The 12,260-nt window shown below is 63.8% G+C and carries 11 protein-coding genes; 4 read left to right on the top strand and 7 right to left on the bottom strand.

Features of this window, described 5'->3' with window-relative positions:
* Positions 1-83 precede the first annotated feature (83 nt).
* A complete protein-coding gene (locus tag AC0L2R_RS15470) occupies positions 84-491 on the top strand; it encodes a tautomerase family protein (RefSeq protein WP_473509994.1) in 408 nt (135 codons plus the stop codon).
* Positions 492-692: 201 nt separating this feature from the next.
* On the top strand, positions 693-2,915 hold the full coding sequence (locus AC0L2R_RS15465; RefSeq protein WP_473509992.1) for an AMP-binding protein: 2,223 nt from the start codon (positions 693-695) through the stop codon (positions 2,913-2,915).
* Between the two features lie 137 nt (positions 2,916-3,052).
* On the opposite strand, the gene AC0L2R_RS15460 is transcribed toward AC0L2R_RS15465, so the two are convergent.
* The 3 genes from AC0L2R_RS15460 to AC0L2R_RS15450 all read right to left on the bottom strand — a co-directional run bounded on the left by AC0L2R_RS15460 (position 3,053) and on the right by AC0L2R_RS15450 (position 5,026).
* Entirely contained in the window at positions 3,053-3,316 is a 264-nt protein-coding gene (locus AC0L2R_RS15460; RefSeq protein ID WP_023800726.1) for a hypothetical protein, read from the bottom strand.
* Positions 3,317-3,508: 192 nt separating this feature from the next.
* Positions 3,509-4,324: a CDP-alcohol phosphatidyltransferase family protein gene (locus AC0L2R_RS15455; protein WP_023800727.1), complete on the bottom strand. Its 816-nt coding sequence runs from the start codon at positions 4,322-4,324 to the stop codon at positions 3,509-3,511.
* Between the two features lie 3 nt (positions 4,325-4,327).
* Complete coding sequence (locus tag AC0L2R_RS15450) at positions 4,328-5,026, bottom strand: phosphatidylserine decarboxylase (RefSeq protein WP_236371635.1); 699 nt, start codon at positions 5,024-5,026, stop codon at positions 4,328-4,330.
* A 244-nt stretch (positions 5,027-5,270) separates the two neighbouring features.
* Here AC0L2R_RS15450 and AC0L2R_RS15445 point away from each other — a divergent pair, with 244 nt between their 5' ends.
* Complete coding sequence (locus AC0L2R_RS15445) at positions 5,271-6,143, top strand: SMP-30/gluconolactonase/LRE family protein (protein ID WP_473509990.1); 873 nt, start codon at positions 5,271-5,273, stop codon at positions 6,141-6,143.
* Between the two features lie 3 nt (positions 6,144-6,146).
* On the opposite strand, the gene AC0L2R_RS15440 is transcribed toward AC0L2R_RS15445, so the two are convergent.
* From AC0L2R_RS15440 to AC0L2R_RS15430, 3 genes are all read right to left on the bottom strand, one after another.
* Entirely contained in the window at positions 6,147-8,033 is a 1,887-nt protein-coding gene (locus AC0L2R_RS15440; RefSeq protein WP_473509988.1) for an ABCB family ABC transporter ATP-binding protein/permease, read from the bottom strand.
* A 97-nt stretch (positions 8,034-8,130) separates the two neighbouring features.
* Positions 8,131-8,457 (bottom strand): ArsR/SmtB family transcription factor, encoded by a 327-nt coding sequence (locus tag AC0L2R_RS15435; protein ID WP_473509986.1) that lies wholly within the window; start codon positions 8,455-8,457, stop codon positions 8,131-8,133.
* Positions 8,458-8,521: 64 nt separating this feature from the next.
* Positions 8,522-9,934: an Ig-like domain-containing protein gene (locus AC0L2R_RS15430; RefSeq protein ID WP_473509984.1), complete on the bottom strand. Its 1,413-nt coding sequence runs from the start codon at positions 9,932-9,934 to the stop codon at positions 8,522-8,524.
* Between the two features lie 164 nt (positions 9,935-10,098).
* On the opposite strand from AC0L2R_RS15430, the gene AC0L2R_RS15425 reads away from it, so the two are divergent.
* Positions 10,099-10,710: an LOG family protein gene (locus AC0L2R_RS15425; protein WP_027152697.1), complete on the top strand. Its 612-nt coding sequence runs from the start codon at positions 10,099-10,101 to the stop codon at positions 10,708-10,710.
* A gap of 94 nt (positions 10,711-10,804) precedes the next feature.
* Here AC0L2R_RS15425 and AC0L2R_RS15420 read toward each other — a convergent pair whose 3' ends face one another.
* Positions 10,805-12,136, bottom strand: a complete 1,332-nt coding sequence (locus AC0L2R_RS15420) for a PQQ-dependent sugar dehydrogenase (protein ID WP_287316982.1) — start codon at positions 12,134-12,136, stop codon at positions 10,805-10,807.
* Positions 12,137-12,260 lie beyond the last annotated feature (124 nt).

Genomic DNA, 12,260 nt, shown 5'->3' with positions numbered 1-12,260 from the left:
AACAATTCGATTTTCATAACGCAAGAGCGATGGCAAAGATTTCTGACGGCGAAGAGACGCCGCGTAACCCAAGGAGAGAAATTATGCCGATCATCAATGTCAGCGTCACAGGCAAGCCCGATGCCGCTTTGTCCGCCGCTATCGCCAGGCAGGTGACCGAACTGACCGCCACGCATTTGCGCAAGGATGCGACGATCACAGCGGTGGCCATTTCCTACCATGACCCCGAGCACTGGTTCGCCGGCGGCAAGTCGTTGGCCGAGCATGACGCCAACAGTTTCTGGCTCGACATCAAGGTGGTCGACGGCACCAACACCAAGCTCGAGCTGGAGGCCTATCTCAAGGCGCTCTTCCTTGGCTTTGGCAGCCTGCTGGGCAAGCTGCATGAGGAGAGCTATGCCTTCGTGCATGAAGTCCCGGCCGCCGCCTATGGCTATGGTGGCAAGACACAGGAATTCCGCTTCATCAGCGGGAGGCTGAAGGCGGCGTGAGCCGCCCCCATCAATCCAGGCTCATGCCGCAGGCGCTTTCTCTGCCGCAAGGAAACATAGACACGCACTTTTCATGGCCGGCCAGGCCAGTAATGCGAAGGTACCGCACCTCCGCATTGACGTTGGGCCCACTTCGTCTAGGTTCTCATCGAAGCGGTCGCGAAGAGCCGCGAGGTCAAAATCTGTTGGGAGAGACGCGGCATGATCCTGACACTGGCGCTGCTTGCGGGTCTCGTCGCGGCCTGGCTGCTGATCGGCGTGGTGGAAAAATTCCGCCTCGGCCTGCGCTTCACGCAGGCGCTGCTCTATGTGCCGTTCAAGCTCGCCTACCGGATTGCCGATGATCATATCAAGATCGCCCGCAGAACAGCCGCCCCGGTCATTTACGTCATTTCGCACCAGTCGCGCCTCGAACCGGCGCTGATGCTGTCACTGCTGCCGGAAGACACGCTGCACATCCTCGACGAGGTCTCGGCGCGATCGCCCTGGCTCGAACCATGGCGCGAGCTTGGCCGCACTATCGCTTTCAACGCCGAGCATGTCTTCGTCAGCCGCCGGCTGGTGCGGGTGCTGAAGGGCAAGGGCCGCCTTGCCGTCTATCTGCCGGATGCGGTCGAGCCTGACATCAAGACATTTCGCCTGTTTCGCGCCGTCACCCGCATCGCCATGCAGGCCGACGCCCGCATCGTGCCGATCTTCGTCGCCGGCGCGCGCACTCTGCCGGTATCGCTGACTGCGGCGGACAAGGCGCCCCGGCGCTGGTTTCCGCTCCTGTCGATCAACGTGCTGGAGCCGATGACCATCGCCGAGCTGGTAGCGCGAAACCCTGATCAATCCTCGAACACCAATGCGCTGTTCGACCGTTTCGCCGAAGCCCGGCTTTTCGGCAGCGATCTTGACCGCGGCCTGTTCCTCGCCATACGCGACGCCGCCGACCGAGTCGGCGCCTCGCATCCTATCGTCGAAGACGTGATCAGCGGCACGCTGAATTACAGAAAGCTGTTCATCGGCGCGCGGGTGCTGGGCCGCCGCTTCGAGGCGGTGACGGCGCCGAATGAAGCGGTTGGAGTGCTGCTGCCCAACGCCAACGGTGTCGTGCTGTCGCTCGTTGGCCTGTTGTCAGCGAGCCGGGTGGCGGCGATGATCAACTACACCGCAGGCCCGGCCAGCGTCACCGCCGCCGTGCGCACGGCGGAGATCCGCACCGTGGTCTCGTCGCGCGCCTTTGTCGACAAGGCCAGCCTCGCTGACATCGTCGCGGCGGTAGAAGAAGGCGGCGCCAGGCTGTTGTGGCTGGAGGATGTGCGGGCCAGCGTAACCGTGCTGGACAAGCTCGCCGCCGCCTTGCTGTGGCGCTGGCCGCTGCAGCCGCAGAATGCGGCCAAACCAGCGGTGATCCTGTTCACCTCAGGCTCGGAAGGCACGCCGAAGGCGGTGGTCCTGTCGCACAGAAATCTTCTCGCCAACGCCATGCAGGCTGAGGCCCGCATCACCATCTCGCCGGCCGACATCCTGCTCAACGTGCTGCCGGTGTTCCACTCGTTCGGGCTCACCGGCGGCACCATCCTGCCGCTGGTCACCGGCGTGAAACTGTTCCTCTATCCCTCGCCGCTGCACTACAAGCTGATCCCCGAGGTCGCACGCAAGGCAAGGCCGACGGTCATGTTCGGCACCGACACGTTCCTCGCCAACTATGCGCGCACCGCCAAGGACGGCGATTTCTCCAGCCTGCGCTTCATCGTCGCCGGCGCCGAAGCGGTGAAACCGGAGACGCGCCGCGTCTACCGGGAGCGCTTCCAGGCCGAGATCATCGAAGGTTTCGGGCTGACCGAGGCAGCGCCCGTCGTTGCCGTCAACACCGCCATCCACGGCCGCGACGGCACGGTCGGGCGACTGTTGCCGGCCATGCGCATGAAGCTCGAGCCGGTCGAGGGCATCAGCGGCGCCGGACGGTTATTGCTCAAGGGGCCGAATTTGATGATGGGCTACATGACCTCAGATCGGCCCGGGGAATTGCAGCCGCTCGACGGCTGGCACGATACCGGCGACATCGTTTCTGTTGACCGCGAGGGCTTCATTACCATTCGCGGTCGGGCCAAGCGCTTCGCCAAGATCGCCGGCGAGATGGTGTCGCTGGGCGCGGTCGAGATGCTGGTGCAGTCGCTGTGGCCGGAAGAGCACCACGCTGTGGTGGCGGTGCCGGACAAGCGCCGCGGCGAGCGTATCGTGCTGGTCACCACCGCCGATGACGCCGACCCCGATGAATTGCGCAAATTCGGCAGACAAGCCGGCGCCGCCGATCTGATGGTGCCGAACGACATCATCAAGGTCGAGGAAATCCCGGTGCTGGGCTCTGGCAAGACCGACTACGTCTCGACCCGCAAACTGGCGATTGACCGACTGGGACTCAGCGCGGCGGCCTAGCGCCTAAAGCGCGTCGCGTCTGGAGGGATTTATGCGACGCGCTTTAAGTTCTTGCTTGAATGCATCTCGTTGTCCCAAAATCGCTGCGCAGGTTCGGGTCAGGCCCGAGGGCATGCTTTTGGGCGACATGCATTACATTAGAGGACCACCACCGACAACAGCAGGATGAACCCGACCGCCATCATCAGCAGGCCCGGCCAGTTCTGCGACAGGCCGAGGAAACCGAGGCCGCGCCGCCGCGGCTCAAGTGTCGGGCCTGGCGTTGCAAGATTTGGCGTCGAGCGGTCCGGCGCCGCGCGAGCAGGCGCCGGATCGCTGAGCCGCCCACGCCAAAGGGCTGCGCCGGCCATATACACAACGCCAGCGACAATGAGCAACGCGCCAATGAGGACGACAGCCATTTCTCCTCACTCTTCTTTAAGCTCCTGCGCCTGGGACAGCAGCTTCAAGGGCTGATAGCGAGGCGTTCGCGACGTCGCTCGCCTCGCCCGCTGAGACAGAACGGTCAAGACGCCGGCAGGTTCCCGCTAGAGCGGGATGCGTCCGACTTGAACTAAACTAATTGAACTATCAGCGAATTGGCGACAGATCTGTCAGCCGAAGTCCGAAGGCGGCACCTTCTCGCCTTCGCGCTTGGCGCGCCTGGAATAGGCGCGGATGCTGAGCGGCAGGAAGAGCAGATAGCCGGCAACCGACGCCGTCAGCGTGTACCAGGGATAGGTCATCAACAGCAGGATGTAGAGGACGACACCGAGGATGATCGGCAGCACCTTGTCGCCCGGGACTTTCAGGCTTTTTCCGGAATAGACCGGCAGCCGGCTGACCAGCAGGAAGGCTATCAGAACGGTGAAACCGGCGGCGATGAATGCGGCTGGGCGGGACGGCTCCACACCAAGCCGCAGGAAGTACAGGTAAAGCGGCAGCATCACCAGCACGGCGCCCGCCGGCGCCGGCACGCCGACGAAATACTCGGTCTGCCACTGCGGGCGATCAGTTTCTTCGTCGAGCACGTTGTAGCGAGCGAGTCTCAGCCCGCAGGCGATGGTGAACAGCAGCGCGGCAATCCAGCCCGGCGAGCCGGCCTGGTCGAGCAGGAAGGCATAGAGCACCAGCGCGGGTGCTACGCCGAAATTGACGATGTCGGCCAGCGAATCCATCTGCGCGCCGAATTTGGACGTCGCCTTCAGCATGCGTGCCAGACGGCCGTCGATGCCGTCGAGGAAGGCGGCCAGCAGCACCATCACCACTGCCGGCTCGAAACGGCCTTCGAAGCCGAAGCGGATGCCCGAGAGGCCGGCGCAGATGGCGAGCACTGTGACAAGATTGGGCAGCACCATGCGCATCGGAATTTCACGGATGCGCGGGCCGCCGCTGCCATGCGCCTCGAATTTTTTGAACGGCGCGCCCACGGCTCAGGACACCCGCACGAGCGGCGTTGCGGCAACGCCGCCGAATTCGGCCAGTATGGTTTCACCGCCGACCGCAGTCTGGCCGACGGCGACACGCGGCGTTGCGGTCGACGGCAGGAACACATCGACGCGCGAGCCGAAGCGGATCAGCCCGAAGCGCTCGCCGATGCCGATCGTGCCGCCGGTCTCGGCCCAGCAGACGATGCGCCGCGCCACCAGGCCGGCGATCTGCACCGCGGCCACCGTGCCGTTCGGGCTGTCGATGACCAGGCCATTGCGCTCGTTGTCGGCACTCGCCTTGTCAAGTGCGGCGTTGAGGAACTGGCCGGGCCGATGCTCTATCCTTGTGATGCGGCCGCGCACCGGAGCCCGGTTCACGTGGCAGGAGAAGACGTCCATGAACACCGAGATGCGGGTCATCTCGCCGCCCCCGAGGCCAAGTTCGCGCGGTGGCACTGCCGGACCGACCGCCGTGATGATGCCGTCGGCCGGGCTCACCACCAGCCGGTCGTCGACCGGCGTGACGCGCTCGGGATCGCGGAAGAAATAGACGCACCAGGCCGTCGCGATGAGGCAGACCCAGAACAGGATCGAAGAGAAATAGCCGAGGAAAAGCGTCACCGCTGCGAAGGCGGCGATAAACGGATAGCCTTCGCGATGGATCGGAACCAACGTTTTCTTGATCGTGTCGACGAGGTCCATGGAATGGAAACAGCCTAGTTTCAGGTCCGGCCTCAATAGCGGAAACACCCTGTGGCCGCAACGCGACAATGAGGGAACGCCGGATCCAGCGTTCTCGTCCGCATTAGCCGATCGCGGGCGTGGAAGGGTTCCAATGCGCCTGTCCAAAAAAGCATGACTGGTGTCGGGGCGAACCGGCCTCACGCGTCCTTGGAGATACGGGCCTTGTCAAAGCGCCCGCCGAACGAAAGCTGGAGGCAACAAAATGCTGTCACGGAAATCAGCAGCAAAGGAAGCGCGGGTCGTGATGAACGGTCTGGCGTTCGGCGAATCGCCGCGCTGGCATGATGGCAGGCTTTGGTTCTGCAACTGGGGAACCGGCCAGATCATCGCCGTCGATGCCGACGGCAACAGTGAGATCATGCTCACCGTGCCGGCCACCCTGCCCTATTCGGTCGACTGGCTGCCGGACGGTCGCCTGGTCGTCGTCTGCGGGCGTGAGGGGTTGGTGCTGCGGCAGGAAGCAGACGGGACGCTGGTCACCCACGCCGATCTGCGACACCTCTCAGGGAACCCCTGGAACGAGATCGTCGTCGACGGGCGCGGCAACATCTACGTCAATGGCGGTGGGCCAGCGCCGGTTCCCGGCAAGCATTTCGGCCCCGGCACCATCGTGCTGATTGCACCGGACGGGTCCGTGCGGCAGGTGGCGGACAAGATCGCCTTCGCCAATGGGATGGCGGTGTCGCCTGACAACAAGACGTTGATCGTCGCCGAGTCCCACGCCAACAGGCTGACCGCCTTCGACATCGCCGCCGATGGCGGCCTTGCCAACCGGCGGCGATGGGCCGACCTCGGCAACGGCTTTCCCGACGGCATCTGCCTCGATGCCGAAGGCGCCATCTGGTATGCCGACGTCCCCAACCGGCACTGCGTGCGGGTGCGCGAGGGCGGGGCGATGCTCGACAGCGTCGATGCCGATCGCGGCTGCTTTGCCTGCATGCTCGGCGGCGCCGACGGCAAGACGCTGTTCATCGTCGCCGCCGAATGGCGCGGCTTCGAGCACATGATCAGCGATGCGCGCACAGGCCAGGTGCTCAGCATCGAGGCTTCCGCGCCGGGCGCTGGCTGGCCGTAAGGGCTACGACACCTCGGAGGGGCGGCGGCGGACGACAACGCCGAACTCGTCGCGCTCGCGAGCAATGCGCAACCGCTCCTCGGCCTCGGTTGCCTCACGCTGGCGGTCCCACATCGACGCGTACAGGCCGGCCTTGCGCATCAAGGCGGCATGCGTGCCGCGCTCGGCAATCTGGCCGTCCTGCAGCACGATGATCTCGTCGGCCGAAATCACCGTCGACAGCCGGTGGGCGATGACGATGGTGGTGCGACCCTTGCTGACGAGGTCGAGTGCCGCCTGGATCTCCTGTTCGGTATGGCTGTCGAGAGCCGAGGTCGCCTCGTCGAGCATCAGGATCGGCGGCGCCTTCAAAATGGTGCGGGCGATTGCCACGCGCTGCTTCTCACCGCCGGACAGTTTCAGTCCGCGCTCCCCGACCATCGAACGGTAGCCGTCGGGCAGCCGCTCGATGAACGGCCCGATCTGGGCGAGTTCTGCCGCCTTGCGCACATCCTCCTCGCTGGCATCGACGCGGCCGTAGCGGATGTTGTAGGCGATGGTGTCGTTGAACAGCACGGTGTCCTGCGGCACCATGCCGATCGCCGCGCGCAAGCTCTCCTGAGTCACGTCGCGAATGTCCTGGCCGTCGATCAGAATCTTGCCGCCCTGGATGTCGTAAAAACGGAACAGCAGCCGCGAAATGGTCGACTTGCCGGCGCCCGATGGCCCGACAATGGCAACCGTCTTGCCGGCCGGCACTTCGAAGCTGACGCCTTTCAGGATCTTGCGGTTGGGATCGTAGGAAAACTGCACGTCGCGGAACTCGACCTTGCCGGAGCCGACGACCAGCGGCTTGGCCCCCGGCTTGTCGACGATCTCCTGCGGCACATCGAGCAGATCGAACATCTGCTCGATGTCGGTCAGGCCCTGGCGGATTTCGCGATAGATGAAGCCGATGAAGTTGAGTGGCACCGAAAGCTGGATCAGCATGGCGTTGATGAAGACGAAGTCGCCAACCGTCTGCGTGCCGGCCTGCACCTCCAGCGCCGAAAGGCACATGACGATAACCGTGCCGAGACCGAAGATGACGCCCTGGCCGAAGTTCAGCCAGCCGAGCGAGGTCCATATCCGGGTGGCGGCGGTCTCGTAGCGCGCCATCGAACGGTCGAAGCGCTCGGCTTCCATGCCCTCGTTGTTGAAATACTTGACCGTTTCGAAATTGAGCAGCGAGTCGATCGCCTTGGTGCTGGCATCGGTGTCGCTGTCGTTCATGTCGCGGCGAATGACGATGCGCCAGTCGCTCGCCCTGATGGTGAACCAGATATAGAGGCAGACCGTCACCGCCACCACAGCCACGTACTTCCAGCCATAGGTGACCGCGAATATGCCGGCTGTCAGCGCGAATTCGAGGATGGTCGGCAATGTGTTGAGCACGGTGAAGCGGACGATCGTCTCGATGCCCTTGGTGCCGCGCTCGATGATGCGCGACAGGCCGCCGGTGCGGCGCTCGAGATGGAAGCGCAGCGACAATTGATGCATGTGGACGAACGTGCGGAAGGCGAGCTGGCGCACCGCATATTGGCCGACGCGGGCAAACAGCGCGTCGCGCAGCTGGTTGAAACCGAGCTGCACCAGCCGCACGACATTGTAGGCGATGACCAGCATGACTGGCGCCAGCATGAAGGCCGGCAGCGGCGGCGCCGACTTGGCGTCACCAGCCAGCGCATCGGTCGCCCATTTGAAGAAGTAGGGACCCGCAACCAGCGTCAGCTTGGCGACGACCAGAAGCACGGTCGCCCACGCCACCCGCGCCCGCAGGTCGGCACGGTCGGCCGGCCACATATAGGGCCAAAGATTGCGCAATGTCTTGAAGGTCGAGCCAGAATCGGCGGAGACGGTTTTTTCGGCCATTTTATCGCCTTTTCGTATTTCTTATTGCTTGACCATGATCTTTACCGAAAACCGGCTTCCACTTTTCGCTGACGCGGCCTTCGTTCGGGATGATGGCCTAGCGGCGGGAGCAGCACGAATTGACCAGCGCGGCCAGCGATGCAGAAACATCTTCGAGCGCATCGCTGTCGACTTCATAGCGCGAGCGTTGCCGATCCGGCTGGTAGCGGACGAGCCCGGCATCGACCAGTATCTTCAGGTGCTGCGAAACGGTGGACTGCGCCAGGTCGAGATGGTCGACGACCTCGCGGCAGCAGCAGGAGCGGCTGGCCGAAAGGTGCCGGAGAATTTCGATCCGGGTCGGATGCGAAAGCGCGGCGAGCTTCGCGGCGACGATCTGGCTGTCGGCGAAGCCGCAGGTCTTCTCGGTCAAGGGAGCGTTCATCGTCTATCGGCGATAGACGATGAATGAACTTTCCGCAAGAGCCCGCTAGAGAAGAAAAGGATTTCTAGTTGGCCTTTGTCGGCGCCGTCGTCATCTGGTCGCCCATCGCCTTGAGGTTGGCGGCTTCGCCTTCCTGCGATTTTCCGGGGACCTTGAACACCTGCCCCGGCCAGATGCGGTCGGGATTCCTGATCTGATCCTGATTGGCGAGGTAGATGGTCGAGTAGCGAACGCCTTGGCCGTAGACGCGCCGCGAAATCCGCCACAGCGTATCGCGCCGGCGGATGATAACGGCGCTGTCGGCGTGTTCGAGCTTCGGCGCCGCGGTCTCGGGCACTCCGGTCGGGGGCGTCGCAGCCGCCATATCGGCTGGCGCCTCGGCCGCGGGCGCCGCAGGCGTGGTTGTCGGCGCGGCCGGCTTTGCCTCGGCAGGCGCCACGGCGGCGATCGACTCGCCCGGCTCGCGCTCGAACGGCACGGCGGCACGGGCCACCACCTTGACCCCGTCGGAATCGAGCGCGTCGACGTGGATCGTGTAGGTGCCGACCGGAATGTTGCGCGTCGCCTCGACCAGGAAATGGCCGTCGGGCGAAGTCTTCGCGTCGCCGAGCAAGATATCGTTGGCATAGGCGCGCACCTTGCGGCCGGGGTCGGCGAGGCCGGCGACGAAGATCTTGTTGCCGTCGATCTCGATCGCTTCGACGACGACCTTTGGCCCTGCAGCTGGTGTCGCCGGTGCGGCCGGCCCGCCCGGAGCGGGCGCGGGGACGGCTTCGACGGTGGCCGGCGCCGTGGCAGCCGGTGCGGCTGGGGCTGGTGCTGCGGCAGCGGGGTCCTCGGCAGCGGAGTCCTCGGAAGCCGGGGCGGCCGCCTTGTCGCCGGCAGGCGGCGATTCCGGCTTTGTCTCGGGTGTAGGAACGGTGAGCAATTCGGAGGCCTTGCCCGGCTCCTCGATCATCGCCAGCACCTGGCCAGCAGGACTCTTGGGAATCGAGACGATAGCCGTCTGCGCCGAGGGGGTCACGACATTGCCGGTCATCGAGCGCAGCGCGATCGTGTAATCGCCGGGTTTCAGCGCATCGTCGAGAACGATGGCAAAAGCGCCATCGGCACCGGCGACCGTCGAGCCGAGAACCGTCGAACCGTTGAGAATCTCGACCTTGGCGTTGGGTGCGGCTTTGCCGGCGACGACAATAGAGCCCTTGATCTCGACCCGAACGATGTCGAAAGTCGGCGCAATCGCATCGGCCGTGGCCGGCGCTGCCGGTGCCATCGCACCAGCGGCAGGCGCCGGCGGCGGCGGTGCATCGGTCACTGGTTCGGCCGGCGTCTCCACCGGCGGCGTCAGCGATGCCACTTCCGCCGGCGGCGTGCGAGTGAGATACGGATCGAGCGCGCCCGACACATAGGCGGTTCCCGCCGCGGCGACGGAGCCGCCGACGACGAACAAAAACGCCTTCAAAGGATTAATTGCCATATTTCCCTGCCCTTAGCCACCTAATGCGGTCTAGCCTGTTTTGCCCAAGGCGACAAGAACAAGGGAGACCGACAGGAAAAAGGGCCGACACGAATAAACGGGGCCGACAAGAAAAAACCCGCCCGGGCTTGACCGCGAATAAAGACCCAATCACCAATCACCTCATGAACACGATTCGATCCATCTGCGTCTATTGCGGCTCGTCTCCGGGCCGCGATGTAACCTATGCCAAGGCCGGACACCTGCTTGGGCGTTCGATCGCCAAGTCCGGCCTGCGTCTGATCTATGGCGGCGGCACCAGGGGCATCATGGGAGCCGTCGCCGAGGGCGCAATGCGCGCCGGCGGCAAGGTGACGGGGATCATTCCGCGCTTCCTGATCAACAGGGAGGCCACCGAAACCGCGCTTGACCGGCTTGACGAGCTCGTCATCACCGAAAACATGCACGAGCGCAAACATACGATGTTCGAGAAATCCGACGCGTTTGTGGCGCTTCCGGGCGGCATCGGCACTGTCGAGGAAATCATCGAGATCATGACCTGGGGCCAGCTCGGCCATCATCGCAAGCCGATCGTCTTCGGCAACGTTGGAGGATTCTGGGACCCGATGCTGGCGCTGCTCGACCATATGATGGCCGAAGGCTTCATCCACACCGCGCAGCGAGTCAGGCCGCTGGTGGTCGACGATCCAGAAGCGATCGTCGCTGCCATCATGGTCGCGGGATCGTCGGTCGACGCACCAACCGAAGGCGTGCAGTCGGTGATCGACAAGCTTTAGGGTATAGGGGAGTATGTAGTGCATGCCGCGCTCATGAGGCGCTGCCCTACTGCCCTACTGCCCTACTGCCCTACTGCCCTACTGCCCTACTGCCCTACTGCCCTACTGCCCTACTGACCCGCCAGATGACATTGCCGACATCGTCGGCGACGAGCAGTGCGCCGCTCTGATCGATAGCAACGCCGACCGGACGGCCCATCGCCCTGCCGTCACGCCCGACGAAGCCAGCGAGCACATCTTTCGGGGGACCGCTCGGTTTACCACCGCGGAACGGCACGAAGATCACCTTGTAACCGCTGAGCACACTTCTGTTCCACGAGCCGTGCTGACCAACGAACGCGCCGTTGCCGTAGGCTGGGCCGAGCGACGCCCCTTTGGAGAAGGTCAGTCCCAGCGAGGCGGTATGGGAACCCAGCGCGTAGTCGGGCTTGACCGCCCTAGCCACGAGACCGGGGCGCTGCGGCTTGACGCGTTCGTCGACGTTCTGTCCGAAATAGCTGTAGGGCCAGCCGTAAAAAGCGCCGTCACGAACCGAGGTCATATAGTCCGGCACAAGATCGTCGCCGATCTCGTCACGCTCGTTCACGGCGACCCAAAGCTTGCCGGTTTCAGGGTTCCAGGAGAGCCCGTTTGGGTTGCGCAGCCCTGACGCGAAGACCCGGGTACGGCGGGTCGACCGGTCCACTTCAAGGACGGCGGCGCGGTTCTTCTCCGCGGCCATGCCGTTTTCTCCAACGTTACTGTTGGAGCCGACGGTGACATAGAGCTTGCGTCCATCCGGACTTGCGATCACATCCTTGGTCCAATGATGGTTGAGATCTCCGGCCGGTAAGTCGACGATCTTTTCCGGCGGCGTTGTGGCTCGGGTCTGGCCATTGGAGTAGGGGAAAGCGACAAGCGCGTCGGTGTTCGCTACATAGAGAATGCCTTTGGACAGCGTCATACCAAAGGGAGAATTGAGGCCTTCTGCGAACGTCCTGCGCACATCCGCAATGCCGTCGCCATTGGTGTCGCGCAGGAGCGTGATGCGGTTGGCGCTTTTGGTCGCGGCCCCGGCGCGCTTCATAGCCAGGTCCATAAAGACCTTTCTAAGGCTGAAGCCTTCGTCATGCTTGGCAGGGGCATTGGTTTCGGCAACCAGCACGTCCCCGTTCGGAAGCACGTGCAGCCAGCGCGGATGGTCGAGGCCGGTGGCGTAGGGGTTCACCGTCAGCCCGTTCGCCGGGGTCGGCATATCACCTTTCTGCCAGCCTTTCGCCTCGGCGATGTTGACGGTCGGGATCAGCGTCGGTCTTGGTTTCGGTAAGGTTGGGTTGGGGCCATAGCCGGTTATTGCCCCCGTTTTCTGCGCCGAAAAGCCAGCGCAGCCCGCAATGACGGCTCCCAATACCGCTATGAGTAGGCTTCGTGGGAAGCCGGCATGCATCGGACGTCCTCCGCATGGATTGCGTCGTGCCCTTTACGCAAACGCGAGACAACGACGTATTATTCCAAACTGGCTCCAAACAACGGCGTTGGTACGCCGCCTCGGATGACCGTCAAAACAGTCA

This window comes from Mesorhizobium sp. WSM4820, assembly GCF_055811075.1.
Note: the sequence above shows the minus strand (reverse complement) of the source record. Positions and strands in the feature narration are given on the sequence as shown.